We start from the raw sequence: 24,595 nt of genomic DNA on the forward strand, positions 1-24,595 counted from the left end.
CCGCTCGGCCTCGGCCCGCCCGGCCTCGGCCTCGCGCTGCCGGCCCTCGGCCACCCGCTGAGCCGCCGCCGCAGCCTCGGCCGCCTCCCGCGCCTCGGCGGCGTCGGTGGTCGCCTCGTCGCGCTGGGCGGCGGCCGTACGGCGCCGCTCCTCGGCCTGCTCGGCCGCGGCGGTCGCGGCCTGGGCCTGCTCGCGCTCCGCCTGGGCCTGGGCCTGAGCGGCGGCCTCGGCGGCCTGGGCCGCGGCGGCGGCGGCATTCGCCTGGGCAATCGCGGTCTGCGCTTCGGCGCGGGCCGCACTGATGCGGGCCTCGACGCCCTGGGGGCTCGTCACCTGCAGCACGGCGTCCCGCAGGTCCATGCCCTGCTGAATCAGCCGGTCCGCGGTGTTCTCGATCCGCACCAACTGGCCGGGCAAGCCGGGGGAGTTGGCGGCGCGGGCCCGGCTGGCGCGCGACTCGTTCAGGCACGCCTTGTTGTTGTTAGTGCAGTAGGACGGCGGCCGGCCGGTCGCGTTCTCCTTCTCCTTCGGGATCGGCTTCCCGCACCACTGGCATCCCTGCTGCCAGTAGCCGAACGGGGCCTCGTCCTCGACCGTGCCAACGCGCACGCCCTGGCCCTCGTCCTCGTCCTCGTCCCCAGGCTCCTGCCATTGCTCGGTCACGCTGCTGCCTCTCCTTCGGGAAATGCCCGCAGGCCGGCCACGCGGCCGAACCCCAGAGCGGTTCGAAACGCCTGACGACCGCGGCGGTCGCCAGGACGGTCCTGATGTGTCGTGCGCGTCGGGGTCGATCGTCCCGCCCCTGCACCCGGCGGGCGAAATCCATCCGGCCTGCCTGTGGGCCGACACGCCGTGGCGCACTGGTGGTCAGCACCCCTCAACGGGCGTACGGTCGGTGCATGGGCAGCAACCTGGACCACCCCTTGCGCGCGACGTCCGCGACGCGTGGCCCCGCCGCCGGGGCGGGAACCGGGTGCTCGGCGCCGACAAGGGCCGGCCTGTTGTCCACCAGCACGGGCGGGCCCACCGACAGCGCAAGGGCCGCGGACCGGACTGCCACCCGGGCGGCAGTCAGCGCTGAGGGCGACTGACCGAGGCCCGCGCGCGCGGGCCGCTCGCCCTGAACCCCGATCGTCCCTCATGGGCACCACTTTAGGGGAGTTTTCGACATACCGTTAATGACATGTCGAAAACTCCGGAAAGTCGTCCATCCCCTCGGAGCCGGGTCCGCCCAGAGTTTCCGACATACCGTTAACGGTATGTCGGAAACTCGAAAAGGAAAGGTTCGGATCGCCATTCAGGGGTCGGCTTCTCACCGCGGTCATGCTCGGGGGCGCGTTACCCCTTGCCTTCGCCGGGGGCCTTCGCCCACTTGTCTACCGCACCGGTACGAGAGACACCGTTCTTTCCGGGTTCTCTCTCGGTGGCGGCGGGGCCTCGTCGCTCGAACCCGCGGGCTGAGGTCTCGGGGCACCTGCTCCGGCGAGCCGGTGGGGGGGTTTCGTTCCGCTGTCGCGGTGTCGGTGCCCTCCGGTGGCTTGCTCTGCCGAGCGTACCGCACCTGGCCGGTGATCAGCGGCAGGATTCACCCGGGCGTGTTGCTGGGCCCAGCCGGCCGGCGGTCCTAGTGTGCGTCGCCACCTCCGCCGGCCTCGGGGGCGGTCAGTTGGTGGTCTCCTGCTCGTGGAGCCACCGGGCGAGCCGGACGTTCCAGCTGGCGCGGGCGCGCTCGGTCTCGGCCTGGCGGTCGGCCTGGGCCCGGGGGCTGGGCGCCGACGGGTTGAGCGGCCGGCTGGCGCGGTCGAGCCGGGCCCGCTCGACTGCGGCGGCCTGAACCTGGGCCATGTCGCGCGGCTGGTCGCTGCCGTCGGGCACCGGCACGGCGGGGCGGGCGGCGAGCTCGGCGGCGGCCTCGGCGCGCTTGATGCCCCACCGCTCGTACTGTTCGCGTCGCAGGGCCTCGTCCTCGGCGGCCCGGCGGGCGGCCTCGGCCTGCGCGGCGGCGGTGGCGGCGTGGGCCACGGCGGCCCGTTCGTCGCGGGGGACCGGCTGCTGGCGGGCCTGCTCGGCGAGCTCGGCGTACCGGGTGATCTGGGCGGGGTCCAGGTCGTCGTACTGGGTCCGGATGTGCTCCTTCGGCCGGGGGCCGTAGCCGTGGGCGTCGCGGCGGGTGTTGATCAGCTTCCACAGCCGCCAGGCCGCGAGCCGGCCAAGGTTGTCCGCGCTGCGGATGCCCCCGGTGAGCAGGTGGACCAACTCCTGCTCGGTGGACCGGTGCAACGCCTTCTCGATCACGCGCAACAGGTCGGCCCACTGAGTGCCGGAGCCCTGCAGCCACTCACCATCGGCCCCCCATGTGCCGGACGGCAAAATCTTCCGGCCGCGCCCCAGTTGGGCCCTCCACGACCGCCAAGAGGTTTGTAGGACCCTCTGGGCAACGACGCGGTAGTCGTCCCCACCGCCCCAGGGCAGGCCCGCGCCCCTTTGGCGCGTCCTTTGATCTTGTCCCATGAAGTTTCGCGGCATCAGCCCCGTACTACCGTCAGACAAACAACCCACATGGGGATAAACACCCTTCGCGTATAGGGGAGACGTTTCGGGTCCTACTCCAGCAAGCTTGTTCAGGCGGTCGGTGATGCGGTCGCCGACGCTCTTGGGCTCCGTCGTGGCGACGCACCGCCAGTCCCGGGGCCGGTCTTCCTCGGCGGCCCTGCGCATGGCCTCGGCGAGCCTCACAGCCGCGTCTGCAGCCGGGGTTCCGGCCGGGTGCTCCCACCGGGGGGCGGCCTGCAGATCGGCGGCCTGGTGGCTCGTCAGCTCGACCACCACCGGCTCGGCCTCCGCCTCGGTCCACGCCGGGGCCTCGCCGGCCGTCAGGTGGCCCACCGTGGTGTCCTCGTGGCCGTTGGACTCGACGTCGGGCAGCTGCCAGACCCGGAGTCGCCGCGTCAGGTCCTCGGGCAGGTGCTGGGGGATCGCGGCGGGGACGAGGCAGAGCGCGTACACGGCGAAGCGGCCGGGGGCCGGCGCCACCACCCGCTCGACGAAGCCGGCGGCCTTGGCGAGCTTCATGTCGTCCCAGAACGCGCCGAGGGCAAGTTGGTACTTCTCCGCGTACAGCTCCGCGAGCCTCATTCCGCCGTCCTGGCCGAACTCGACGCGTCCGATGATCCGGCCGGAACGCGGGCAAACGTCCTTGTTGGTCAGGAACTTGGCGAACCGGTGGAGTCGCTGGGGCAGCTCACCGCGGGCATGCCGGAGCGCGACCACTCGGCACCACGTGTCCGGGGAGATCACGGGAACGCGGAGAACGGCCGCGCGCGTTGCGCTCACATGTTCGATTTGCGGGGCGGAATTATCGACAAAGTGACCCCGTGAGGACACACCGGGGCCAGGGCTGGGGGTACCGCCGCCGCTGGTCTGCGCTACGATGGCAGGGCTCCAGGGCGTAAAAGGGCGGCGACTGGCCTAGGAAACCAGACCGTCGTCTGAACTGCTCTCTGGGTGGTATGGGGAATCTCAGCTGAGGTGTAGGAACCGGAGTGAGCTGAGACCCCGGTGAGGCTTCGGAGACCAACCGCCGGGTAGGAGTTTCGGCGGGCAGAGCGTCCGAGGCCGGGTCGGCTACGTCATGGTCCCTGCCTCCTCGTGATGGCGGACCACCGGCCGGTGATGCTCAATCAGCGACTGCAGGGCAATGCGCACAACCTCGGCGCCCGACACCCCCATCGACCTAACCAGCTGCTCGAATCCGGGGCGGAGTGGGTCACCAGGGGCCAGCCGGGCAGTCGCAAGGATCGGCCGGTCCGGGGGGAACTCACCCGACCTTCCGCGCTGCTGACGTCCTCGTGGTGCTGCCATAGGCAAGATCCTAGTGCGCCGGAGTGTTGTGGTGCACAACTTTGACGGCGTGGCGCGATCTTTTTTCCGGGAGTCGGGTTGACGGCACGTCAGATTGCGGCTGTTTTTCCCTTTTGTCCTATTGGGCGAATCGTGGCGAGTGCCCGCTTCCCTTGGCCCGCCGGGCTCGTTGATGTGGTGGCGCTGGCTTCGGGTCTTCTCCGGCATGCCCGTCCGTGCCTCAAACGGCGACTTTTGGCACCTAGTTGACGGGCTGCAGGGCCCCTTGTTGATCACGCGCACGGGGCCATCCTCCTGGGGTTCCGGCCGGGGGGCATGAGTACGGGTACTCATCCCCGCGCGGCCGGCGGTACCCGCCACGGGACGACGGTCAACCCTCGTGCTCGACCTGGGGGCCGGTCACTCGCTGAGCTCCTGGGCCCGGATGATCGCGCGCTCGGCCGTGCGGATGCTGACGCCGTACCGCTCGGCAAGCTCGGCAGCGGTGACGGGCCCACGTGCGCCGGCCTCGGCTGCAGCAAGTTCGGCAGCCACCTCGGCGGCGCGCTCGTCGGTGGGCCGCTCGCGCGGGGCCTTGTTCTTACTGCCCGGGGTGCGGCCGCGGTACTGGCGTGCCTCGGCCGGCCGGTCGCGCCGGGCTTCGGCTTCCGCGCGGGTCCAGAACCGGCGGCCGGCCACCTCGGTGCCCCTGTCCATGCGGCCGTCGGCAGCCTCGTCGCGGACGGTGGACGGCTTGATGCCGGCCACTTCGGCCACCTCGGCATCGGTCAACAGGTCGGCCGGGTGCTCGGCCGGCTTGTCGGGCAGCGCGGGAATAGGCTGACCGTCGATGAACGCCTGGGCCTGCTCGACGTCGTACAGCAACGGCTTCTTGCTGCAGGCCAACGGCTCGACGGCCTTCACGAACTCGGCGTGCCGGTTGCGGCGCCATGTCTGCACGGACATGCCGGCGAGCTTGGCGACTCCGGTCACGTCGGTGGCGGTTCGGCCGTGCTGGATCATCGGTCGGGTCTCTTCCTGATCAGGGCCGGACCCGCGCGGGCGGCCGTGGTGCTGGTGGTGAGGATACGGGCGGCGGCGGCCGGGGGCTGAGCTGGTCGGCCGGCTCGAACGGTCGCACTACACTGGGGGTGCTTCCTGGTCTTCGGGCCGTTGGTGGGAAGCATGTAGGGCCGGTGGGTGCCGCACTCCTTCGGGAGTGTCCGCCGGCCCTTCGCGTTGTCCGCGGACAAGAGCCGGCGGCCTCTACCCGCACGGGGCAGAGACCGCCGGCCCGGGGCGGCCTACGCCGCGGCGTGCCGGCTGCGGTCGGCGGCCTCGTTCTCGGCCTCGAACTGCGCGCGGGCCGCGCTGAACAGCTCGGCCGTCTCGATGCCGTGGGCCTGGGCGGCCTCGACCAGCGCGGCCAGCAAGGCGGCGCACTGGTCCACCTCCACCGCCCGCAGCACGGTGACGCTGTGCTCGACGCCGGGACGGTGGTGGCGGATCTCCTGGGCGGCGAGCCACAGACCGCCGGCGGTGATCCGGCCGTGCGCGAGGTGGAACAGGTCGGCGACCAGCGCGCGGAAGTCGCGCGCGGCCTGGTGGCGGGTGGCGAACCGGCGGGCCGTGATGGCCTGCAGTGCCGCGGTGCCGTAGTGGATGCGGTCGGCGGTGGTGAGCGTCAGCATGTCGTCCGGGGCCTCGTTGTTGTACTGGGCCAGGGCCTCGGCGGCGCGCTCGCCGTACGTCTCGTGGGTGCTCAACTCGTTCTCCGTGACTCGGTGTTGGTGGGAAATGCCTTCCCGGGGCTGGGTGCCGACCGGCCCCGGGACGGGGGTCTGTGGGGGCTGCTAGGCAGCCAGAGTCAGGCGCAACAGCCGGCCCGGGCGGCCGCTCGGGGTGCCGGTGCCGGTGCTGGCCGTGTGTCGGTCCGCGACGGTGCCGCGGCCGGGGTGGACCGGCACGTGGTCCAGCGACTGGGGCGCGTTGTCCAGCCGCGCCGCCTCCGCGCCGGGGAACAGGTCGGCGCCGTCGGAGGGGCGGCGCCACGGCCTCCGCGGGCGGGCGGTCGACTTCCTCAGGGGCCGTCGGGTCCGCGCGCCGGTGCCGTCCGTGCTCAACGGCTGGTCCACCCGGGCCTCGATGGGGTCTGCCTCGTCGGCGGGCTGGTCCTGGTCGGCCTGGTGCTCGGCGAGCTCGGCGGCTTCCAGCTCCTCGGCCCGGGCCAGCAACAGGGCGGCCGCGCTGGGGGCGTCCAGCTGCTGCAGGATGGCGGCCTTGGCGCGCAGATCGGCCGCGGTCTCCGCCACCGGCTCGACCTGGTGGGCCGGCTCGGTGAGCGGGAGTTCCCGGTGATCGGTGGCGGGCTCCTCGGTCTCGGCCGGCTCGACGTGGGCGGCGGCGGTGTCCAGCTGGGCCATCTCCTCCTCGGTCAACACGATGGTGCGGTGGGCGGCGTCCTGGGCGGCGATCTCGGCGGCGGCCGCGGCCTCGGCGGCCACCCGCTGCTCGATCCGGTCCCGTTCGGCGGCGGCCGCGGCCTTGGTGCGCTCCTCCTGGATGTGGGCAGCCAGGTGACCGGCCAGGGCCGCGCACCGCTCGTATACGGCCTCGGTCTGGGGGCGCTGCCACTGCTCCAACCACTCGGACCCGCCGATCTCCTCGAACTTCTCGATGGCGGCGGAACGGGCCTGGTAGGGCAGGGACCGACCCGGGTCGACTTCCTCACGGACCCCGGCCGGCGAGCCGTGCCGGCCGAGGCAGTGAGCCAGCGTTTCGGCGAACTCGCGGCGAGCCTTGGCGACGGTGCCGCGGCGCTCGCGCGGGGTGGTGTAGTGCTCGCCGGCCGGGCTGGTGAGCCATGCGGACACCCGCTTGCCCCACGCGAGGGACAGCCGGTCGATCTCCTCCAACACGATCGGCAGTACCGCGCAGAACTTGGCCACCGCCTCCGCTTCGCCCCACACCCGGGCGTCGGTGCGGCCGTGGCCGTGGGAGTGCTTGGCGTACTCCTCGCGGCGGCTGGTGCCGTGCATGCGGCCCTGCTCGTCGTAGGCGTAACCGGTGTCGATGTCGCGGTGGTGCCACGTGACCACGCGCTCGAACTCCACGTCGTAGTAAGCCGCGAGGGAGACGGCGAGCCGGCGCCGCTCGGGTCCGCGCTTGCTGGTGTCGCTGAACTCCAGCCGCGCGGTGACGCGCCGGCCGACTCCGACGATATGACCGACCAGCCGCACGGCGGCCTCACCGCGGCGGGGACGGTAGGGGTCGGCGATCGCGGGCATGATCGGGCGGACGCTGGCCTGGGCGAGCTCGGCGGCCACGGTGACCTCGGCGGCCAACAGCCCCTCGACGGCCGGGGCGGCGACGTGGGCGGGGTTGAGCATGGCGGCCGGGGTGGTCATGGTGCCGGTGAGGGCGGCGCCGGTGCTGGTCCACCGGCCGGGCTGGCCGGTGACCAGCTGGACCATCACGGGGTGCTCCGCGGCGGCGAGCTCGGCCACCTCGGCCGGGGTGTAGTGGCAGATTCGGGCGGTCTTCGCCATGGTGCTGTGCTCCTTCGCTGGTGGGAGTCGAGCGGTTCGGGGGTGCCGTTCCCTCCCCATCCCGACGGCATTTAGGATACGGCAAAACACGCTCATTGGCAAGCTGGCGAGCCTCCAAATCGGCTGGTCAGGGCTCGAATTGGCGCGCGAACGGCCCCCAACCGTGGGGGTTGGGGGCCGTGGTCGGCGGGGCTGATCAGCCGGCGGCGCGCACGTGAACCGCGCTGGTGCCGTTGGGGTTGCGGCCGGCCTGTCGGCGGGTGGTGCTGCACCAGTACTCGCCGTACTCGTCGTGGATGCGGCGGCCGCTGCGGTCCCACACGACAAGGACTCCGCACTGGTCGCACACGCCGGCGTCGGCGCCCGGGGTACCGGTCATCTCGGCGGCCTTGGTGACGATGGCCAACCGGCCGTCCCGGACCTCGGGGTACTGCTGGTCCGTCAGCTGCAGCTCGCTGCGGGTGATGCGTCGGCGGCACTCGGGGGTGGTGCAGCGCCAGCACTGAGGCTCGTCGGCTGGCACGAAGGTGCCGTGAACGCAGTGGGCGCACGTCCGGAAGATCGGCATGCCCAGCACCCTGTAAGCCTCGCGGGTGAGGTAGTAGGACGAGAATCCGGTGTAGCCGGCCAGGCGGGCGGGGCCGATCCGGCGGCCCCGGTTGTCGCCTTCGTAGGCCAGGCGCTTGGACACCAGGGAGTCGAGCGTCACGCCGGCGAGCGAGCCGGACAGCTTGCCCAGCCACTCGGCGGCGGCCGCGGTCATCGCCTCGCGCTGGACCCGGGTCACGCGTGCGGTGGTGGTCTTCTTCATCGGTGGCGCCTTCCTTCGGTTGGTGGGGTGGCCCGGGGAAGCGGGGGTGCCGTTCCCGCTTCCCCGGGGTGGTGTCGGTCGGACCGGCTACCGGTGGGGGCAGTGTTCGGTGTGCACGCCGTAGGTGCCGCTGCACGCCGTGCACAGCGCGACCTTGCGGCGGCGGGCCTCCTCCTCGATCCGGCGCATCGTGTCCCGGATCGGGGCCGGCTGGCCGGGCTCCGCGTGCGCCTCGATGCGGGCGCGGAGCTCGGTGTGGAGCCGGCGGAGCTGGGAGGTGGGCAGCTGGTCCAGGATGCGGCGGTGGTCGGCCACGGCGGCGGTCACAGCGAGTCCGCCCACGCGCGGCCGGCCTCGGTCCAGTACTCGCCGTGCCGGGGCTTGGTGAGTCCGCGCATGATGGCCTGCATGGTGGCTTCGTGCCACAGGGTCGTGGCGATGCCCTGGCGCTTCCAGACGTGTTCGACCGTGACCGACTCGACCACGCCCGTCTCCGGGTTCCACAACAGGCGGGCGATGATGTCGCCTTCGCACTCGGCGTAGACCGCGTGGGTTCCGTCGGGCGCCATGCCCTCGGTGAGCTCCCGGTCCGCCTTCTCCTCGAACTCGTACGTGATCGTCAACTCGTTCTCCTGATGGTGTGTTGGTGGGAAGGTGCGGCCGCGGGGCGGGGTGCCGTTCCGCCCCGCGGCCGGCGGGGCTACTGGTCGTCGTCGCCGTTGAGCTGGGCCAGTACCGCGTCCGCGTGGTCCCGCAGTACGAGGTAGGCCGCCTCCGGCGCGGTGTGCTTCTCCGCGAGCTGCCGGAGCTTGGTCCCGTACTGGGCCAGGAATCCGGCGTAGGCGTCGAACGGCAGCAACTGGGCGGCCCGCATGTCCGCCTCGACCACCGCGCGGTCGGCGGCGTACTGGTCGTCCTCGACTCCGGCGGCGGCGCGGGCCCCGTGGTAGATGGCGCTCACGACAGCGGCGGCCATGGCCTCGCGGCCCGGCAGCTTGCGCAGGGCACCGACGAACAACACGCTCGCGTGGGACACCACGCGGTCGGGGGTGATCTCGCCCCGGTCGGCGGCGCGGCCGGCCATCATGTAGACGAGCACCCACGCGCCGAACAGGTCGTCGGACACCTCGTTCATCAGGTGGGCGAGCGGGCGGCCGGTGCGCTTGGCGGCCGGCTCCAACTGGTTCTCGATGAACAGCGCGGTGGCGCGCTCCACCTCGTCGTCGGTGTAGGCGGGGGCGGTGGTGGTCTGGTCGGTCATTGCCGTTTCCCTTCGGGAGTTGTTGGTGGGAGTCGAGAGGGTTCGGGGGTGCCGCTCCCTCCCCCTCTCGACATCATTTAGTTTACGGCAAATGACGCTCAATGGCAAGGTGAGACGCCTCTTTCCTCCGAGAAAATGCCTGGTCAGACATGCCAAAGGGCCGACGGGTTGATACCCGTCGGCCCCTCATGTGGCGCTGGTGTCAGGCAGCGAACAGGCGCTGGTAGTACGCCTGGCGCTTCTCGGCGGCCTCGCGCTCGGCCTGCTCGGCGTCCCGGCGGGCCTGCTCGGCGGCGGCGCGCTCGGCCTCCCGCTGCTGCTGCCGCAGCATCAAGCGCCACCCTGCGGCCCGGCGGGCGTTGAACAGCTGCTGCAGCGCCATGCGCTCGGTGCGGGCGGTGCCCTTCGGGCCGGCAAACGGTACGGCCTCGTAGTCGCCCAGCCAAATGGGGTCGTAGTGCTCGACGTGCCACCCGGTGCCGCGGCCGGCGGTGAACATGATGCCCAGCAACTTGCCGTCGGCCTGCTCGTAGACCATCGTGCCGCGCGGCGCGCACGATCCCCACGGGAACACCGCCTCGGTGAGCCACTCCCACTCGTCCACCTGGGCGTTGGTCATCTCGACCAACACCAGCTCCACGTCCTCCTCGGTGTAGGTGCCGGGTTCGGCGCCGCGGCGGACGTCCTGGACGGTGGCGAGCCGGATCGACTTCGGGACGGGGGCGTGGAGAGGGGACAGGCTGCGCATGGTGGGTGCTCCTTCGAGTGGTGGAGTTGGTGGGAAGTGGGCGCCCCGGGGCCGGGTGCCGGCCGGCCCCGGGGGCTGTCGTGGTGGTGGTCAGCTGCGCTCGACGGTGAAGCGGGCCGGCCAGTTGCGGCGGGCGCCGTAGGCGGTGCGGGCGTAGACGTGGGCGGCCTCGACCACCTGGGCGCCGATCCGCCGGTGGAGCACGGGGGCCAGGGCCACCGCGCGGCCGTCGTGGTCAAGCGGCATCAGCTTGCTGCGGCCACCGTTGTTCATGAACACCATCCGGGTGGTGCCGTCGTGGCCACGGTCGGCGGTGGCGAACAGGCGGGCCTTGGCGGTCTCCACCTCGTCGGGCAGGTAGCCGGCACAGTCGGGCCGGCACGGCTCCTCGGTGTAGCCGAGGAAGTTACCGCCGCACTCGCACGACTCCTGCCACACGATGATGTCCACTGCTGCCTCCTGGTTGGTGGGATCCGAGGGGTTCGGGGGTGCCGTTCCCTCCCCCTCTCGACATCATTTAGTTTACGGCAAATGACGCTCAATGGCAAGGTGGCGGGGCCGCAAAAGGCCTGGTCAGAACGGGTTTTTGCGCCGTGGTGAGCGCTCGGCACGCGGCCGGCTGACCACCCGCCCCAGGGTTCGGGCTGAGCGGGGGTCTTCCCTCCGAGGGCGGCAGGCTCCGCCCTTGCATGGGTTCCCGGGGGCCGGAGGAGGATCGCGCTTGCGCGACCGGCTTGCCGGCGCGAGCTTGCGAGCGTCCTTCGTAGGTCCCCGGGGTTCCATGCGAGCCTCCGGTGACGCCCTCGGAGGGAAGACCCCCGCCGGTCCGAACCCGCACCACGACGCACGGGGCACCCGTGCACAGACGCCCCCTCCCCTCTGCTGGGTGGTCCGCGCCGGAGGCGAATCGCCCTGACCCGCACCGATGCACCCTCCCGCCGGAAGTCACCACCGCGGTGTTGACGGTCCGTGGGCTCCGGCCGCTTGGCTGTGCCAGGCTGGGGCTGTGCACGGCGAGTACATCCCCGACATCCTGGCGCGGCTGGAACACGCGGCCGGCGGGTGGCTGACCCCAGTGTCAGGCCCGCTGGCCCTCGGCCAGCTGGTCCCCGCGCTGCAGGCCGCCGCGGCCGCCACCTCCGGCCAGACCTCCCGACAGTGGGCACACGCAGCCAACGCCACCTCGGCCCGACTGTGGGTCGCCGGCGACGTCGGCGCCGACCGCGACTTCTGGGACGACCTGCACGCCACCGTGGCCCAAGCTGCGGCCGCACAGCCGCACACCGCCACCGCGAACTGATCCCCAATCACCGCCGCCCGGCTTCGCGCCGTCTGGCCGAGATTAATGGATCTCCATATATTTCCTCGGAGGATGAAGCGATGGAGAAAAGGAAGATCACCGTGTGCATTACCGCCACTCAGGCGGGCCGGTTTCTGTTGCGTGAGCGGCAGCACCGAGCGGAGAAGATCGCTTATCGGGAGGAATTGGAGAGGGAGGGGATGAGCCGGCTGGAAGCGCGGTTGGAGGTGGCGCGGGTGCAGGCGGATTGGTGGCCTCCGGTGGAGAGCCTGGTGGCGGCGTCGGTGCGCCGACGGCTGGAGGAGGACGACTTGGCGGGACCGTGGGCACCACTTCGGGAGGAGGAGGAATTGGAGATGGAGCTATCAGGCCGGTGGCCCGGTCCGCGCGTCGGGGGCCTGAGGCAGCGTAACTATGCCCTGCCGTCTGACCTGGTGGCACAGCTGCGGACTGCCTCGTGGCGGGTGAGCGAGGGACCGTTCCGGGAGCTGGACCGGCTGGGCATCCGCCTGGCGGTCGACACGCCAGAGGAGTTGTGGGAGGTCCGCGAGGACCTGGTGGCCCGGCTCTACTCGCCGGCCCGGATCGTACGGGAGGCCTTGGACCTGTACCCACGGGGCGCGAGCGGGCCCCGCGAGTCGGCGCCGGAGGGAAATTAATGGATCTCCATTAAGTCTCCCGGCTTCGCGCGCGTTATCGATAAGGCGCGTTTCGGATTCAGGTTCGGTTTTCCTGAATTACTTGCTTTGCGGGCGTTTTGCCGGTATCTCTGTTGGTGTGCTTCGTTTCCTGGAAAGGAGTGTGGCTGTGGTGTTGGGCGATGGTTTGGTGCCGCGTGGGGAGCCGCGGCGGTGGGACGGCGGGGTGCCGGTGTACGACTCGGGGAAGGCGCCGGCGGGGCTGCGGACGAAGACTCAGCTTGGCGAGCAGTACCGGTTGAAGCCGGCGCCGGGTCAGCTGCCGGTGGCGTACGTCATCACGGAGTACTACGCGAGTGGGCGGCGGTACGAGCAACGAGCGTTGTACGACCCGGCGGGGGCCGTGCGGATGAAGCCGCTGCCCTCGAAGTTGAAGCAGCAGATGGCGGCCCGGCGGACGTGTCCGGTGTGCGCGGTGGTGCGGGACTACATCGTGCGGGGCGCGCGGTGTGGGGTGTGCCGGGAGCGGGCGGAGGCAGCGGAGAAGCGGTTGCGGCTGCGGACGTGCGGGGGGTGCGGGCGGCAGCGGCCGAAGGGACGGCCGTTCCCGTCGGTGCGGGATCGGTATTGGTCGCGGCGGTTGTGCGCGGAGTGCCGGAGGGCGGCGGCGGCCGCGCGGCGGGAGGCAGACGCCGCGTGGCTGGCGGGGGCGGTGGTCTGCTCGGGGGAGGGGTGCACGGTGCGGGTGGCGACGCTGCGGGAGGCACGGGCCTGGCGGCGTGCGAACCGGTTCACGGGGGCGTACTGGCGGCCGCGCTGGTGCCCGCCGTGTGCTGAGCGGCGAGAGGCGGAACGGGCTGCCCAGGACGCCGCGCTGAGGGCCCGGTGGGCGGAGGAGGAGGCCCGTCGGGAGGAGTGGGAGAAAGAGCGGCTGAGGGCCCGGGCGTTGGAGGTGGAGCGGCTGGAGGCGTGGGCGGCGGAGGCGTTGGCCGATCCGCGTGCTGTCGTCCTGGACACCGAGACGACGGGGCTGGAATCGGATTCGTCCATCGTGGAACTGGCTGTCATCACGACCGGCGGGGACGTCCTGGTGGACGTCCTGCTGGACCCGGGGGTGCCGATCCCTCACGAAGCAGCCGCAATCCACGGCATCGACAGCTCGATGGTGAAGGGGCAACGGGCCTTCGGCGACGTGCTGGTGCAGCTGACCGGAGCGCTGACGGGCCGCCGGGTGCTGATCTACAACGCGTCGTACGACGTGGGCCGGCTGCGCTGGGAGCTGACCCGGCACTACCGGGCTGAGGGGCACTCGGACCCGGAGGCGAGCGCGGCGGCCTGGCTGGACAGCATGCACTTCGAAGACGTGATGATCCCCTACAGCGACTTCGTGGGGGACTGGTCGGACTACTGGGGCAACAACCGGTGGCAGCCGCTCGGGGGCGGACACCGGGCGCTCGGCGATTGCCGGGCCGTCATCAGTGTGTTGGAGACGATGTCACGCCGGCACGGCCTCGTGCCGGCCCCGGGTGGGGAGTTCGACCACGCTGGGGAGAGGGTGACGGCCTGATGGTGCAGGTGCGGCTGATGGGGGACGACAGCGGCCGGGTGGACCGCGTCCTTGAGCTGATGCTGCAGGCCCTGCGGGCCTGCCCGGACCTGGTGGTGGGCGACACCACGCGGCTGGGCCACCGCGGGGGCGGCGGCCGGCTGGTCTTCGACGTGTCGCTGTCGGCCGGGTCGACCACTGGCAGCTCGACCACCGGCGGCCCGGGGCCGGTGTGGGTCCGGGCGGAACGGACGGACCGCCCGCGCGCCACCAGGCCCCGGGTCGGCAGCGGCCGGCGCGCTCTGCCGCCCGGCGGCTCCCGGTGACCACCTCGGCCTCGGCGGCCACCTCGACGGCGGGCCGCCCGGCCGCCGTCTGCCCGCGTTGCCTCGGCCAGCTGATCCGGCCGGGGCAGCCCCCGCGGTTCCTCGGGGACGGCCCGGCGCGGACGGTGATCTGCGCCGACTGCTGCACGGACCGTACGGTGCGGGCTGTTCTCGGGCTGGCGCCGGTGCTCCGCACGGAGTGGCCGCTGCCCTCGCTGCTGTCCTGGCCGTCGTCGGTGGACCTGGCGGTGCTCGACGTGGCGGACGTCCACGGCCGGCCGTCGCGGGTGGAGCTCTCGGACTGGTCCCTGCACGGGGCGTCCTGGGGCCGGGACGGCGTGCTGCAGATGACGCTGCATGGCGCCGTCCACTCCGTCGACCGCCTGCCGGACGGCTTGGTGTACCTGGTTATCTGGGGTGCTCAGGAGCTGTAAGGCAAGTAATCCAAGTCGGCCTGATGGGTCCGTGCCTTACAGATATCTGATGGGTTGTCAGGCAAGTAGGCCACGGCAGCCAGCTTGCTCGAACGGCCCGGCGGGGCGGTAAGTGTTGCGGCGGGGCGCTCGCAACGCTGCAACACTTACCTGTGTGAGTCGAGGACCCGGCGCCGTCCAGCGCGCCATCACCGATCGGCTGGCCGAGGTGCGAACCTCCGAGCCCTGGCCGCCCTTCCTGACCGCCCGCTCGCTGGCCCAGACCGTGTACGGGGTGGTGGAGCCGACGCACGCTCAGCTGGTGGCGGTGAGGCGGGCGTGTCAGCGCCACCCGGGGGTGGACACGGTGCAGATGGAGATGGCGGTGCCGGTCGATCGGCCCACCCGTCAGAGCGTCGCGCGCTATGTGGCGGTGGCGAGCTTGGCGGCCACCCCGGCCGAGCACCTTCTCCGCATGATGTTCCATCAGCGCCCCGGTTCCGGGCGTCACCTTCTGGTGAACGCCGTCGGCTACGAGGCCCCGCCGCCGGGCGACCTGGCGGAGTCGCTGTGCAAGGGTGCCGCAGACGGGCCGATCTGCCGGGCGGACACCAGCGTGCTCGCCGCGGCGGCCTCCTTGGTGAACACGTACTCCGGAACAGCGCACACCGCCGCCGGCCTGCTCGGCCTGCACGCGGAGGCGTCGACGGCCCTCGCCGCGCGCTGGGGAACCCAGCGGTGGTGCTGTGCGCCGGACCGCGGTCCGGTCGAAGACGACGAGATCGGTGACATCGGAGCCCAGTGGGCCGCCCTGGGCGGGTAAGTGTTGCGGGATTTCGGCCGAACCGCCGCAACACTTACCGCGTGATCATTTGCGAGGTGCCCTCCGAGGTCATCTTTGCCTCGCCATTTCTGCTGGTCAGCGGCGTGTAGCCGGTTCCCGTATCCGTAACACCGGGCCCTGCCGTTACGGCTTCGCGTACCCGCTCGGCCTTCCGGGCCCGGTACGCCGCCTGCCTGCAGGCGCCGCAGCAGTACACGGCGTCCCGGCGGTGGCCGTGCTTGTGGGCGAAGCGCCGGCCGCAGGCGGGGCAGCGCACCACGTGCTCGGTCTCGATGCCCTGGGTGAACCACAGGCCGATGGCGACGGCCTCAAGCAGGTGACGTCGCCTACGGCGTGCCGCTGCCTTGCACCGCGCCGAGCAGTACCGGGCGTCGCTCCGCGCACCTGCGCGTAGCGGGTTCCAGCAGTACGCGCACCGGCGTTCCCGCCCGGCCATGCCTCCACGGTACGTCCACCCCGAGGCGCGTGCCTTACTTGCCTTACAACGCGATCATGCCCCTGAGCTGCAAGAACTTTCACCAACACCAGATAAATGGCGTGGCGGCCACGCTGCCCGGCGCCTCCGGGACGCTCTGCTGCCCGCTGGTCGCCCGGGCCTCGCCGCTGTGGGACGACCACGGCCGACTCCGGGACCTACAGGTGACGTGGCTCCGGCAACCGCTCCTCGGCCGCGGCCGCGTCGACCACGATCCGGGCTGCTCGTACTGCGCGCACGGCCCCGGCTGCTACCGGTGCCCGCCCTCCCGGGGCCGGTCGACGGTCTGCCGGGACTGCCGGGCGGAGATTCTGCGGGCGGAGATCGCGGCTGATCCGCTGTACGGCGGCGGCTCGGCCTGGGGAGACGGCAGGTGACCTCTTCTCCCCCTCTTCTTCTGGCGGCGGCGTCCTGGTCGTGGTCGGTGAGCTCGGCCACCGAATGCGCGCCGCCCGGGAGGGACACCCGTGCGCACGCCGCTACGGTGCCCCGGGAGCCGGGCCGGCCACGGCCCGGCGGCCCCGGCACCCCCGGCCACCACCCGATCGGCTTGTTCTGCCCCGCCCCGCCGCGGCCGGCTTCGGCACGTGGCTCGGGGGCCTGGCTGGCGGTCGGTGGAGTGCCTGACGGTGCGGCCCGGGCGGGCGTAGGCTGGTGCCAGCCTGCAGCACCGGAGGGGACCATGACCGCACAGCCGAGCGACCAGCCAACCGGGCCGATCGACCGGCCGCGCACACCCGGCGCCATCCGGCGGGCCCTGCCGGCCGACCGTCACCACGACTTCCGCGCCGCCCTCGACGGCACCGAAGCAGAGGACTTGTTCGCCATGGTGGCGCTGTGGGGCGCGGTCGCGCAGACGGCCACCGATCCGGAGGTCGACGCCGCGACCGCGGCCGTACGGGCTGGCACGGAAAGGGTGCATGGCCTCGACGCCATCTTTCCGGTCCTGGCGGACCCCCGGTGACCCGCCGCCCGTACCGGGCGGTCTTCACCGACCACGCCCGGCGGCAGCTGCTGGAGCTCGACGGCGCCGAACGGCTCGCCCACCTGCCCGCCGGCTCCCTCGACGGCCCGGCGGTGGCCGCCCTGCTGGCTGGCACCGCGCTGGGCGAGCTGCTGACGGCCCTGGACGATCTGGGCGCCGACCCGTTCGGCGGCCTGACCCTGGCCCGGACCGCCGGCGCTGAGGACGACCGCGTGGCTCTGCTGGCCGGCTCCCTGGCCGTGACCTACATGGTCAGCGCGCACACCGACCCGCCGGCCATCACCGTGACCAGCATCCGCGGCCCCAAGGGACGCTGAACCAGTTCCTCGACGAACACAACGGCGGGCCGGCCCCCACCTCGGGGACGGCCCGCCGTTCGCGTCCGGGGATCAGCCGGCAGCCGGCTCCTCGCTGTCGGTGCTGCTGACCACGACGTGTGCCATCGGTCCGGCGGCATGGTGGGTGTCGCCGGTGTACTCGCCGGTCTCCGGGTCCTGGTAGCTGACGGCCATGGTGAGGCAGTACTCGCTCACGCCGTCCCGGTGGCCGGGGATGCGCGCCCAAGCGATGCTGTGCACCTCGGCGTTGGGGGCCTGCAGGGCCCAGTCCGCGGCGGTTTGCAGGGTCGTCGCCGCAGTCACGCCGGTACAGACCACGGCCGTGTAGGCGACCACGGCCACGTCCGCCTCGTCGTCCTGCAGGCGGCCGCGCTGCTGCATCGCTCGGAGCGTGCCGGCGGCCTGGGTGACGTCGTTCTGCAGGGCTCGGGCGGCCGGGTGTGGAGCTGCCAGGGCGGCGGGCAGGGCCGGGATTGCCACAGGCAGCGCCAGGGTGGAGACGGGGGTGATATCGCTCAACTTGCATTCTCCTGTTGCTGGTTGGGGCCGCAAGAGGGGCAGTGGGGGTTGCGCGGGTGGGTGATTGGGGGGAGGGGGTGGCCGGCGGGGGCGATGAGGCTGTGCCGGTAGACGGTGGCGGACGCCACCTCGCGGGTGCCGGTGAGGTGCGTGATCGCGGCATGCGCGGCGTAGGTCCCGGCAAGGCTCGCGGTGACCGAGGTGACGGGGTGACCAAGGGTCCGGGGCAGGGCCGCGGGCGGGACATCGGCGTGGATGCCGGGCAGCCCGTGGGCGATGGCGTCGGCGTGACGCAGACACTCCCAGCACGGGGCGCCGGTGCCGGGCACGTACAGGGTGGTGCTGATGACTGGACCGTGGTAGCCGGGGTCAACCCAGGGACAGGAGGTGAACAGGCTGGCGCGGTTGGCGTCCAGCCGCAGCCCTGCAGGCTCGTCGGCCGCCAGGATGAGCAGATCACAGGCGAGCATCAGGTGGACAAACTCGGCCCGGCGGGTGACTTGTTTGGGGTTCGTGAGGACTTCGAGATCGTGGCGTTCCATCAGCCGGTCACGTGCCGCGTGGACCTTGTACCGGCCGATGTCGGCCTTGGTGTAGAGGGGCTGGCGGCTGAGGTTGGACTCTTCCAGCCGGTCGGGGTCGGCCAGGATCAGGCTGCCGATTCCGGCGGCGGCCAGCACTGCCGCGGCCTGCATGCCGGTTCCGCCGACGCCGACAACAGCAACAGTGGCCCTGCCGAGCATCTGTTGGATGTCCCATCCGGTGCGGCTGGGCTGCCGGTCGATCATCTCCCAGTACTCGACGGTACGGGGATGACGCCGGACAACGGAGGGAGCCACGTCCGAAGGTGGTGCGGTGGGGGGCGCGTCCTGGAGGTGGCCGGCCCTGGCCAGGTCGGCGACCAGTGCCGTGACCGCGACCGCGGGGACGTTCGGGTGCTCGGTCGTCATCACCCGTTGGACCTCGGCCAGCGTGCGGGTGCCGTCCAGGAACTGGAGGAGAGACCAGCGCCAGCTATCGGGATCGGGCAGGATGCTCGCAAGACCAGGGAGCGCACCGATCTGGATGCAGCCGTCCGGCCGGATGGTGGGCTGATGTTCTCGGCGCAAACGAGGGTGGTTCACCGGTTCCTCCGGTCGGGGGCGGGCGGGGACGGGACGGGCCCGGCCATAGGCCGGGCCCGTCGTGGGGTTGTGCCGGTGCGCTACTGGCCGGAGACGGTAAGGCCCAGCAGCTCGCCGTCAGTGGCCGGCCGCAGCCCGGTCTCGTCCTGCTCGGTCTCCTCCGGGTCGATGGCCGCGGTGGTGGCGTGGTTCTGGATGGCGTCCATGGACGTCCTCCTGTCTCTCTGATTGGGTGGTGGCGGATTCGCCGGAATCTATGGAAGCATTCACCCACTCCCCAGCGGAAGGGGTTTTCGGGAATTTCTCGAATGATTTTCCGCAGCCATTTTCGGGCAGCACTTTATTCCGGGCCGGAGTATTTCCGGCCCGGTTTTGAAAGGGGCGTTTTCGGTGGCTGGTGTCCTTTCGGATCTGGATGAGCGGCTGTCCGGCTATGCGGAGCTGGTGCCGGGCGGGGCGCTGGTGCCCTCGGTGGAGGATCTGGCGGAGTGGCTGGGCGGGCTGGCCCGGCGGGCGCCGGGGCTGTGCCGGCTGCGGCGGATCGGCACGTCACGCGGGGGGCGGGCGCTTAAGGTGCTGTCGGTCGGGGCGGGCGGGCGGTCCGTGCTGGTGGTCGGCGGCCCGCATCCGAACGAGCCGGTGGGGTATGCGACGGTGAGGTTCTTGGCGGAGCTGGTGGTGGCACGGCCGGAACTGCGTGATGGTGTTTCGTGGCATTTCCTGCCGTGTGTGGACCCGGACGGGGCGGCCCTGAATGCGGATTGGACGAGCGGCCCGCTCGACCTGTTCAACCAGCACCGCTATTTCTACCGTCCGGCGATGGCGGAACAGCCGGAATGGACATTCCCGATTCCGTTCCGGGGCGGGGTCCACCGTTTCGGGCTGCCGGAGAATGAGGCGTTGGCCGACCTGGTGGACGAGCTGGTGCCCGCCGTCGTCGTCAGCCTGCATAACGCGGAGTTCGGCGCCCCGTTCTTTGTGGCGAGCCGCGACGTGCCGGGCCTGGCCGGGCAGCTGGCGGCCGTCGCGGCACGGCACGGCCTTCCGGTCGCCGAGGCAGCACCGTCCGATGTCGTCGGGTGGCCTGTGCTCGGCCCCGGCGTGTTCCAAATGCCTCCGGTGGCGGACCTGATGATCCGTGACCATGAACAGGAGACGCCCGCGTACGGCGCGCACCTGACCCACCACGCCGCCAAGCACGGCGCGCTGACAGTCCTCCCGGAGGTGCCCCGCTGGCGGGCCGGGAGGGTCTTCGAGGACTCTGCTCCGGTCGCTCTCGCCGCTCTGGCCGAGGCACTGACGGGGGAGGTCGCCGAGGTGCGGCAGTTGATGGCGGAAGCGGGCCACTTGGACGACGTATTCGGACGGGCGGCCGCCGACACCGTCGCAATCGCCGACACCGTCGCCCGCTCCTGGCGCGAGCGCGCCGCCGACTCCGGCACGGTGCCGGCTGCCGAACTCGCCGAGGCGCATTACTCCCGCGTCATGCTGACCCTGCGCTGTGCCGGGATGGCGTTGCGCTCCGCGCTGGAGGCGCCCGGCCGGATCGACGCAAGCGTCCGCAGGCGTCTGCACGGGGTGCTGGCTGAGCGGGCCCGGCAGTGCGGGCAGGGGCTGAACATCGCGCCGTTGGAGCTGCGGCGTCTGGTAGCGGTGCAGGCCTGCGCGGCGCTGGCGGCGGTCGACCTCGCCCGGTAGGCGCTGGTGAGTGCTCACCGGGGCAGGGTGACCGGCCGACCGACCGTCCAGCCTGCAGCCGTCAACAGCCTGTCGGTGCCTGTTGGCGGCCGGTTGATATGACATGTCATCTCGTTGGCCTGGGGCTGGCGCTGGATCAGCCAGCGCCGGACGTGCTCGGCAAGCACCTGGTGCAACGTCATCGTCACCGGCTCGACATCGGTCGCCCAGATGCCATTGGGACGCACGTACACCGCGTGGGGGCCGGCGGCCACAGCGCATCCGGGTCCCCAGCCGGTGACGCCGGTCTCGGCTGCGGTGATCCGGTCGTCCGCACCGGCGAGCCACAGCCACAGGTCCAGGAATCGTACGGGCCTGGGTCGCGGCGACAGCGGCCCCAGCCACACGGGTTCGGCATCCTGGGCCGGCGGCTCCCACTCGGGCGTCGACCGCGGCTCGTACAGCCGGCCGGCGGCCGCCGGCGGGGCGTCGGCCGGCGGGTCCACCGCGAGCACGCGCCCGTACAGCAGACCATCGCGCGCGTGCGGGCCGACCAGCACCCACGGGTGCAGACCTCCGAGGGCGACGGGCGCGACGACCACCCCGCCGGGGGCGAGCTGGTCCAGCCACCCCGGGGAGAGACCGCGGACGCCCGCAGTCACCACAACAAGATCGAAGGGGGACGCGTCGGGCCGGCCCTCGAACAGGTCACCCACCTGGGCGTCCACCACGCCGGTCGAGCGGCCGCGCGGACCAAGCGCTGCCCGGACGTCTTCGACATGGGCGAGCGAGCTGTGGACGCTGACGACCGGCCGACGGGTCCGCGCGGCGAGCTCGACCGCGGCCGTTCCCGGACCGATCTGCAGCACCCGGTCCCCGGGACGGACCACGGCCGTCAGGTACTCGGGAAGCCCGGTCGGCGCCTCCTCGGCGGCGTGCGCGGGGTCTACTTTCCTGGACTTCATCGGGGGGCCTCTCCGTACTGCGGGGTGAACTCCGCTGCGGGGTACGCTCGTTGGGTGGTGGCGGCGGTCGCGGGGATCACGGCAACGGTGATCACGTCCCCGTTCCGCAGCATCCAACTGCGCCGGTAGGGGCGGCGGTTGGAGAGGGCGGCCAGAGCCGCGCACAGCTCTTCCATGTCGTCGTTCCATCGGTGGGCGGCGGCCCGGCTGCGGGGCGTCATCATCACGCCATAGGCCAGCGTCACGCGCCGCATCGCCCGCATGGCCTGGCCGGGGGTCCGCACCGACGGGCACTGCTCGGCCTCGACTTCGCGCCGGTTTCGGCCGCGTCGGCGGGTGAAGCGGAGCGCGATTCCGCCCGGTACGGCCGGCGGGTATAGCCACCGCAGCATCTCCAGCGACCACGGCACGGCGTAGGCGGCCGGGGCGGTCAGGGTGGCGGGGGTCATCTCCGCTTCACCTCCACCACCGCTTCGCCGCGGGACTGCCAGAGCTTCACGCTGAACCGGTGCTCAACGCCCATGCCGACCACCGTCAGCATGTAGGGCTCGCGAACGGCGAGCCGGCGGCGGACGTGCGCCTGCTCGGCCTCGTCGGCGAGCCAGGCCAGAACCGGCGCGGCCAGTGCGGGCGGCAGCTGGGCCGCAAGTTGCTGGGCCTGCAGCTGCAGCCACCACGCGGCGAGCCAAGAGGTCTTCGCCCGGGTGCGACTCAACAGCGTGGGGGTGGGGTGGGCGCTGGGCCGCTCGTCGATGGCGCACTCGTACGGGCCGTCCACCACCGTGGGCGCCGGCCGCGGGGCCGGCTGGGTCGGGGGGAGCGGGTATAACAGCTGCAGCATGGGGGCTCGGCTCCTCGCTGGGGGGGCTCCTGGTAGTTGTTCGGGTTGGCCACCCCGCCGCGGTGTTGTGGACACGGAGCGACGGGGCGGCCGGCGGCGTGAGGGGGAACTACACGCCGCGGTGAGCCGGTCCGGGGGTCGCGGGGGACGACCGCGCCGGGCCGGCGGTCTAGGTGGCCGACGGCTCGTTCGTCGCCGGCACCGGCGGAACGTCGATTTCGAACCACACGGCTTTGCCGATCACGCGATCGTTGACGCCCCATCGGCTCGCCAAGCCCTGAACGATCATCAGGCCGCGGCCGTCCTCGGCCTCTCCGTCTGCGGATCGCGGGCAGGGGATCGCATCGCCCTGGTCCCGGACCTCGACCCGCAAGCGGGCGGCGTCCAGGTGGTACGACACGGCTACCTGACGCCCTGCGCCGTGCCGAACGGCGTTGGTCAGTACCTCGGAGAGGATCAACTGCACGTCATCCGCGTGGGGTTGCAGCCCCCACTCCTCTGTGAGTTCTGCCGCACGAAAGCGGGCTGCCTTGACTGCCGACGGGTGGCGCTGATACCTCGCCTGACTCTCACGTACTCCCGACATAGGTCCCCTCCGACGGGTAACCGGGGCTGACGCGCAATCAAGATCCACTAGGCGTGATGGATCAATCACAGCACGTGGCGACAGTGGATACTCTGCACCATCGAACTACCACAGTGCAAGGTCCCTACTTTCGGGAGTACGTACGTTCGTTGTGTACTCCGACAGGAGCGGGCAGACTGGCCCGTACCGCCAAGGAAGGCTCACAAAGTTGCCGATCAACAACAGCCCCACGATCCGACAGCGGCGGCTCGCCCGAACACTGAAAGATCTTCGGACTGAGGCTGGCCTCAAACACGCTGACGCCGCGGCCGCCCTGGATTGCGCGGAATCCAAAATGACGCGTCTGGAGAACGCGCAATCCGGAATCCGACTGCTCGACCTGCGCACCCTGCTCGATCTCTACGGCGTCACCGACCCAACCACCAGGGCCCAACTGGAGACGCTGGCCAAGAGCTCGAACCAAAAGGGTTGGTGGAGCCGATATTCCGACGCCATCGCCTCCGCATACGCCGCCTACGTGACGGTGGAGTTGGACGCCTCGGAAATCTACAACGTAGAGACCCACCTAGTACCGGGGCTCCTTCAAATCCCCGACTACACCCGCGCTCTGATTCGACTGCAGGCTCCCGACGCCTCGGAGGAGGCAGTCGAAACTCAGGTCAATGTCCGAGCCGAGCGGCGGAAAGTTTTGGCCCGTGCCAACCCACTGCAACTATGGGTCGTCCTCTCCGAGTCAATCCTGTACACGCAGGTGGGCGGACCGGAGATAATGCAGCAGCAGTTGCGGTTCCTCCTCGACGCCAGCGAGGAACCCAACATTGAGCTGCAGGTTCTCCCGCGGGCCGACCCGATGAACTCCTGCCTGTACGGCCCGTTCGTCATCATGAGCTTTCCCGGGCAGTACGAGTCTGACGTGGTTTACACGGACTCCCCTACCAGTACGGTGTACTACGAAGAAAGTCACGACGTAGAGACCTACACCACGCTGTTTCGACGCCTCAACTCGGCAGCGTCGGGCGTCAACGATTCCCGCACTTTGATCCGCACAGCATTGACAGAAATGGCACGACAGTGACGTACATTAAATCCGCTTCCGCCGCCAGTCTCAAATGGAGGAAGTCCACCTATTCCGGGAATAATAACAACTGTGTAGAAGTCGCAGACTTGCCGGACGGTAGCGTGGCAGTTCGGGACTCGAAAAATCCGGACGGGCCCGCGCTGATCTTCCCCCGGTCAGTGTGGAACCAATTTGCACAGGGCGCCGGTAACGGTGATTTCCCGGTCTGAGGTCCGGGACGAACGCGGGAATTTCATTCGCACGTAGGCGAGTTGATAGCTGAACAAACCGGAAGGGCCGACCTGGGAGGTCGGCCCTTCCGCGTTGCTACAGCCGGCTGCGCTATCGCCGACGCGCGCGCGGGGTTCGCTTCGGCTGGCTCCGCTTAGTCCTGGTGGCCGTCGTGCTGGTCACCGCGTCGGCAACCGAGGCGGTCACCACACCGTCCTCCTGATGGGCCGACCGTGCCTCGACCTGGGCAAGTCGCGCCCGCAATGCCCTGCCCACCCCCGCCTCGAATCCGCGGCGGGCCTGGGCGAGCTCCTGCTGTGCCTGCTCGGCGGCGGCCTGGTGCTCGGCGACAGCGGCCGTCGACTCCTCCTCGACCCGCGCGAGCTCGGCCCGGTGGGCCTGGGACTGGTCCTCCGGCTCCCGACGGGCCTGGGCGAGCTCCTGCTGTGCCTGCTCGGCGGCGGCCTGGTGCTCGGCGACAGCGGCCGTCGACTCCTCCTCGACCCGCGCGAGCTCGGCCCG

At 71.3% G+C, this 24,595-nt stretch carries 31 protein-coding genes and 2 pseudogenes; 13 read left to right on the top strand and 20 right to left on the bottom strand.

Going from position 1 to position 24,595, the window contains the following annotated elements; all coding sequences use genetic code 11:
- The 11 genes and pseudogenes from ACIG5E_RS34165 to ACIG5E_RS34215 all read right to left on the bottom strand — a co-directional run.
- Positions 1-663, bottom strand: a pseudogene (locus ACIG5E_RS34165) (hypothetical protein); the annotation flags it as partial.
- 999 nt (positions 664-1,662) lie between these two features.
- Complete coding sequence (locus tag ACIG5E_RS34170; RefSeq protein WP_396540229.1) at positions 1,663-3,135, bottom strand: hypothetical protein; 1,473 nt, start codon at positions 3,133-3,135, stop codon at positions 1,663-1,665.
- 1,125 nt (positions 3,136-4,260) lie between these two features.
- Positions 4,261-4,863, bottom strand: a complete 603-nt coding sequence (locus tag ACIG5E_RS34175) for a hypothetical protein (protein ID WP_396540231.1) — start codon at positions 4,861-4,863, stop codon at positions 4,261-4,263.
- Positions 4,864-5,144: 281 nt separating this feature from the next.
- Complete coding sequence (locus tag ACIG5E_RS34180) at positions 5,145-5,606, bottom strand: hypothetical protein (RefSeq protein WP_396540233.1); 462 nt, start codon at positions 5,604-5,606, stop codon at positions 5,145-5,147.
- Between the two features lie 87 nt (positions 5,607-5,693).
- On the bottom strand, positions 5,694-7,388 hold the full coding sequence (locus ACIG5E_RS34185; protein WP_396540235.1) for a hypothetical protein: 1,695 nt from the start codon (positions 7,386-7,388) through the stop codon (positions 5,694-5,696).
- Between the two features lie 196 nt (positions 7,389-7,584).
- On the bottom strand, positions 7,585-8,199 hold the full coding sequence (locus ACIG5E_RS34190) for a hypothetical protein (protein WP_396540237.1): 615 nt from the start codon (positions 8,197-8,199) through the stop codon (positions 7,585-7,587).
- Between the two features lie 87 nt (positions 8,200-8,286).
- Positions 8,287-8,526 (bottom strand): hypothetical protein, encoded by a 240-nt coding sequence (locus tag ACIG5E_RS34195; RefSeq protein WP_396540239.1) that lies wholly within the window; start codon positions 8,524-8,526, stop codon positions 8,287-8,289.
- The gene (locus ACIG5E_RS34200) at positions 8,523-8,822 is read right to left on the bottom strand and encodes a hypothetical protein (protein ID WP_396540241.1); all 300 of its coding nucleotides are present in this window, start codon (positions 8,820-8,822) and stop codon (positions 8,523-8,525) included. Before ACIG5E_RS34200 ends, ACIG5E_RS34195 begins: the two co-directional genes overlap by 4 nt.
- Positions 8,823-8,899: 77 nt before the next feature.
- Entirely contained in the window at positions 8,900-9,460 is a 561-nt protein-coding gene (locus ACIG5E_RS34205) for a hypothetical protein (protein ID WP_396540243.1), read from the bottom strand.
- A 202-nt stretch (positions 9,461-9,662) separates the two neighbouring features.
- On the bottom strand, positions 9,663-10,208 hold the full coding sequence (locus ACIG5E_RS34210; RefSeq protein ID WP_396540245.1) for a hypothetical protein: 546 nt from the start codon (positions 10,206-10,208) through the stop codon (positions 9,663-9,665).
- A 90-nt stretch (positions 10,209-10,298) separates the two neighbouring features.
- Positions 10,299-10,658 (bottom strand): hypothetical protein, encoded by a 360-nt coding sequence (locus ACIG5E_RS34215; RefSeq protein ID WP_396540247.1) that lies wholly within the window; start codon positions 10,656-10,658, stop codon positions 10,299-10,301.
- A gap of 556 nt (positions 10,659-11,214) precedes the next feature.
- On the opposite strand from ACIG5E_RS34215, the gene ACIG5E_RS34220 reads away from it, so the two are divergent.
- Both ACIG5E_RS34220 and ACIG5E_RS34225 read left to right on the top strand, forming a co-directional pair.
- Positions 11,215-11,508 (top strand): hypothetical protein, encoded by a 294-nt coding sequence (locus ACIG5E_RS34220; protein ID WP_396540249.1) that lies wholly within the window; start codon positions 11,215-11,217, stop codon positions 11,506-11,508.
- An 80-nt stretch (positions 11,509-11,588) separates the two neighbouring features.
- Positions 11,589-12,167, top strand: a complete 579-nt coding sequence (locus tag ACIG5E_RS34225) for a hypothetical protein (RefSeq protein WP_396540251.1) — start codon at positions 11,589-11,591, stop codon at positions 12,165-12,167.
- Positions 12,168-12,632: 465 nt separating this feature from the next.
- Here ACIG5E_RS34225 and ACIG5E_RS34230 read toward each other — a convergent pair whose 3' ends face one another.
- On the bottom strand, positions 12,633-12,941 hold the full coding sequence (locus tag ACIG5E_RS34230) for a hypothetical protein (protein ID WP_396540253.1): 309 nt from the start codon (positions 12,939-12,941) through the stop codon (positions 12,633-12,635).
- Positions 12,942-13,098: 157 nt separating this feature from the next.
- On the opposite strand from ACIG5E_RS34230, the gene ACIG5E_RS34235 reads away from it, so the two are divergent.
- The 7 genes from ACIG5E_RS34235 to ACIG5E_RS34265 all read left to right on the top strand — a co-directional run bounded on the left by ACIG5E_RS34235 (position 13,099) and on the right by ACIG5E_RS34265 (position 17,052).
- On the top strand, positions 13,099-13,713 hold the full coding sequence (locus ACIG5E_RS34235) for a 3'-5' exonuclease (protein ID WP_396540255.1): 615 nt from the start codon (positions 13,099-13,101) through the stop codon (positions 13,711-13,713).
- The gene (locus tag ACIG5E_RS34240; protein ID WP_396540257.1) at positions 13,713-14,018 is read left to right on the top strand and encodes a hypothetical protein; all 306 of its coding nucleotides are present in this window, start codon (positions 13,713-13,715) and stop codon (positions 14,016-14,018) included. The genes ACIG5E_RS34235 and ACIG5E_RS34240 overlap by 1 nt, the downstream gene beginning before the upstream one ends.
- A complete protein-coding gene (locus ACIG5E_RS34245; protein ID WP_396540259.1) occupies positions 14,015-14,452 on the top strand; it encodes a hypothetical protein in 438 nt (145 codons plus the stop codon). The genes ACIG5E_RS34240 and ACIG5E_RS34245 overlap by 4 nt, the downstream gene beginning before the upstream one ends.
- A 154-nt stretch (positions 14,453-14,606) precedes the next feature.
- Entirely contained in the window at positions 14,607-15,254 is a 648-nt protein-coding gene (locus ACIG5E_RS34250; RefSeq protein ID WP_396540261.1) for a hypothetical protein, read from the top strand.
- Between the two features lie 558 nt (positions 15,255-15,812).
- Complete coding sequence (locus tag ACIG5E_RS34255) at positions 15,813-16,127, top strand: hypothetical protein (protein ID WP_396540263.1); 315 nt, start codon at positions 15,813-15,815, stop codon at positions 16,125-16,127.
- 305 nt (positions 16,128-16,432) lie between these two features.
- Positions 16,433-16,714: a hypothetical protein gene (locus ACIG5E_RS34260; protein ID WP_396540265.1), complete on the top strand. Its 282-nt coding sequence runs from the start codon at positions 16,433-16,435 to the stop codon at positions 16,712-16,714.
- Positions 16,711-17,052: a hypothetical protein gene (locus ACIG5E_RS34265; RefSeq protein WP_396540267.1), complete on the top strand. Its 342-nt coding sequence runs from the start codon at positions 16,711-16,713 to the stop codon at positions 17,050-17,052. The genes ACIG5E_RS34260 and ACIG5E_RS34265 overlap by 4 nt, the downstream gene beginning before the upstream one ends.
- A 72-nt stretch (positions 17,053-17,124) precedes the next feature.
- Here ACIG5E_RS34265 and ACIG5E_RS34270 read toward each other — a convergent pair whose 3' ends face one another.
- The 4 genes and pseudogenes from ACIG5E_RS34270 to ACIG5E_RS34285 form a co-directional block, all read right to left on the bottom strand.
- Positions 17,125-17,592, bottom strand: coding sequence for a hypothetical protein (locus ACIG5E_RS34270; protein ID WP_396540269.1), 468 nt, complete (start codon positions 17,590-17,592; stop codon positions 17,125-17,127).
- Entirely contained in the window at positions 17,589-18,380 is a 792-nt protein-coding gene (locus ACIG5E_RS34275; RefSeq protein ID WP_396540336.1) for a HesA/MoeB/ThiF family protein, read from the bottom strand. The genes ACIG5E_RS34270 and ACIG5E_RS34275 overlap by 4 nt, the downstream gene beginning before the upstream one ends.
- A gap of 171 nt (positions 18,381-18,551) precedes the next feature.
- Positions 18,552-18,716 (bottom strand): annotated as a pseudogene (locus tag ACIG5E_RS34280) (hypothetical protein); the annotation flags it as partial.
- 80 nt (positions 18,717-18,796) lie between these two features.
- Positions 18,797-18,922, bottom strand: a complete 126-nt coding sequence (locus ACIG5E_RS34285; RefSeq protein ID WP_380419543.1) for a hypothetical protein — start codon at positions 18,920-18,922, stop codon at positions 18,797-18,799.
- Positions 18,923-19,106: 184 nt separating this feature from the next.
- On the opposite strand from ACIG5E_RS34285, the gene ACIG5E_RS34290 reads away from it, so the two are divergent.
- Positions 19,107-20,414: a M14 family zinc carboxypeptidase gene (locus ACIG5E_RS34290; RefSeq protein WP_396540271.1), complete on the top strand. Its 1,308-nt coding sequence runs from the start codon at positions 19,107-19,109 to the stop codon at positions 20,412-20,414.
- A gap of 14 nt (positions 20,415-20,428) precedes the next feature.
- Here the strand turns inward: ACIG5E_RS34290 and ACIG5E_RS34295 are convergent, their stop codons facing one another.
- The 4 genes from ACIG5E_RS34295 to ACIG5E_RS34310 form a co-directional block, all read right to left on the bottom strand.
- Positions 20,429-21,358: a protein-L-isoaspartate O-methyltransferase gene (locus tag ACIG5E_RS34295; protein ID WP_396540273.1), complete on the bottom strand. Its 930-nt coding sequence runs from the start codon at positions 21,356-21,358 to the stop codon at positions 20,429-20,431.
- Positions 21,355-21,807, bottom strand: coding sequence for a hypothetical protein (locus ACIG5E_RS34300; protein ID WP_396540275.1), 453 nt, complete (start codon positions 21,805-21,807; stop codon positions 21,355-21,357). Before ACIG5E_RS34300 ends, ACIG5E_RS34295 begins: the two co-directional genes overlap by 4 nt.
- Entirely contained in the window at positions 21,804-22,199 is a 396-nt protein-coding gene (locus tag ACIG5E_RS34305) for a hypothetical protein (protein WP_396540277.1), read from the bottom strand. The genes ACIG5E_RS34300 and ACIG5E_RS34305 overlap by 4 nt, the downstream gene beginning before the upstream one ends.
- 169 nt (positions 22,200-22,368) lie before the next feature.
- On the bottom strand, positions 22,369-22,785 hold the full coding sequence (locus ACIG5E_RS34310) for an ATP-binding protein (protein ID WP_396540279.1): 417 nt from the start codon (positions 22,783-22,785) through the stop codon (positions 22,369-22,371).
- A gap of 208 nt (positions 22,786-22,993) precedes the next feature.
- Here ACIG5E_RS34310 and ACIG5E_RS34315 point away from each other — a divergent pair, with 208 nt between their 5' ends.
- The 3 genes from ACIG5E_RS34315 to ACIG5E_RS34325 all read left to right on the top strand — a co-directional run.
- Positions 22,994-23,860 carry a DUF5753 domain-containing protein gene (locus ACIG5E_RS34315; RefSeq protein ID WP_396540281.1) on the top strand — a complete coding sequence of 289 codons (867 nt, stop codon included), beginning with the start codon at positions 22,994-22,996 and terminating at the stop codon, positions 23,858-23,860.
- Positions 23,857-24,072, top strand: coding sequence for a DUF397 domain-containing protein (locus ACIG5E_RS34320; RefSeq protein WP_396540283.1), 216 nt, complete (start codon positions 23,857-23,859; stop codon positions 24,070-24,072). Before ACIG5E_RS34315 ends, ACIG5E_RS34320 begins: the two co-directional genes overlap by 4 nt.
- A 223-nt stretch (positions 24,073-24,295) precedes the next feature.
- On the top strand, positions 24,296-24,595 hold a 300-nt coding region (locus tag ACIG5E_RS34325), incomplete at its 3' end, for a hypothetical protein (protein ID WP_396540285.1).

Origin of the sequence: Kitasatospora sp. NPDC053057 (genome assembly GCF_044546945.1) — a bacterium.
Taxonomy (GTDB): domain Bacteria; phylum Actinomycetota; class Actinomycetes; order Streptomycetales; family Streptomycetaceae; genus Kitasatospora.

Excerpts from the sequence above, each read along its gene's own strand:
- ACIG5E_RS34260 (WP_396540265.1), top strand. The coding sequence starts at position 16,433 with ATGACCGCACAGCCGAGCGACCAGCCAACCGGGCCGATCGACCGGCCG.
- ACIG5E_RS34310 (WP_396540279.1), bottom strand. The coding sequence starts at position 22,785 with ATGTCGGGAGTACGTGAGAGTCAGGCGAGGTATCAGCGCCACCCGTCG.
- ACIG5E_RS34175 (WP_396540231.1), bottom strand. The coding sequence starts at position 4,863 with ATGATCCAGCACGGCCGAACCGCCACCGACGTGACCGGAGTCGCCAAG.
- ACIG5E_RS34225 (WP_396540251.1), top strand. The coding sequence starts at position 11,589 with ATGGAGAAAAGGAAGATCACCGTGTGCATTACCGCCACTCAGGCGGGC.
- ACIG5E_RS34190 (WP_396540237.1), bottom strand. The coding sequence starts at position 8,199 with ATGAAGAAGACCACCACCGCACGCGTGACCCGGGTCCAGCGCGAGGCG.
- ACIG5E_RS34305 (WP_396540277.1), bottom strand. The coding sequence starts at position 22,199 with ATGCTGCAGCTGTTATACCCGCTCCCCCCGACCCAGCCGGCCCCGCGG.
- ACIG5E_RS34295 (WP_396540273.1), bottom strand. The coding sequence starts at position 21,358 with ATGAAGTCCAGGAAAGTAGACCCCGCGCACGCCGCCGAGGAGGCGCCG.
- ACIG5E_RS34170 (WP_396540229.1), bottom strand. The coding sequence starts at position 3,135 with ATGAGGCTCGCGGAGCTGTACGCGGAGAAGTACCAACTTGCCCTCGGC.
- ACIG5E_RS34210 (WP_396540245.1), bottom strand. The coding sequence starts at position 10,208 with ATGCGCAGCCTGTCCCCTCTCCACGCCCCCGTCCCGAAGTCGATCCGG.
- ACIG5E_RS34185 (WP_396540235.1), bottom strand. The coding sequence starts at position 7,388 with ATGGCGAAGACCGCCCGAATCTGCCACTACACCCCGGCCGAGGTGGCC.
- ACIG5E_RS34240 (WP_396540257.1), top strand. The coding sequence starts at position 13,713 with ATGGTGCAGGTGCGGCTGATGGGGGACGACAGCGGCCGGGTGGACCGC.
- ACIG5E_RS34300 (WP_396540275.1), bottom strand. The coding sequence starts at position 21,807 with ATGACCCCCGCCACCCTGACCGCCCCGGCCGCCTACGCCGTGCCGTGG.
- ACIG5E_RS34285 (WP_380419543.1), bottom strand. The coding sequence starts at position 18,922 with ATGGACGCCATCCAGAACCACGCCACCACCGCGGCCATCGACCCGGAG.
- ACIG5E_RS34275 (WP_396540336.1), bottom strand. The coding sequence starts at position 18,380 with ATGATCGACCGGCAGCCCAGCCGCACCGGATGGGACATCCAACAGATG.
- ACIG5E_RS34205 (WP_396540243.1), bottom strand. The coding sequence starts at position 9,460 with ATGACCGACCAGACCACCACCGCCCCCGCCTACACCGACGACGAGGTG.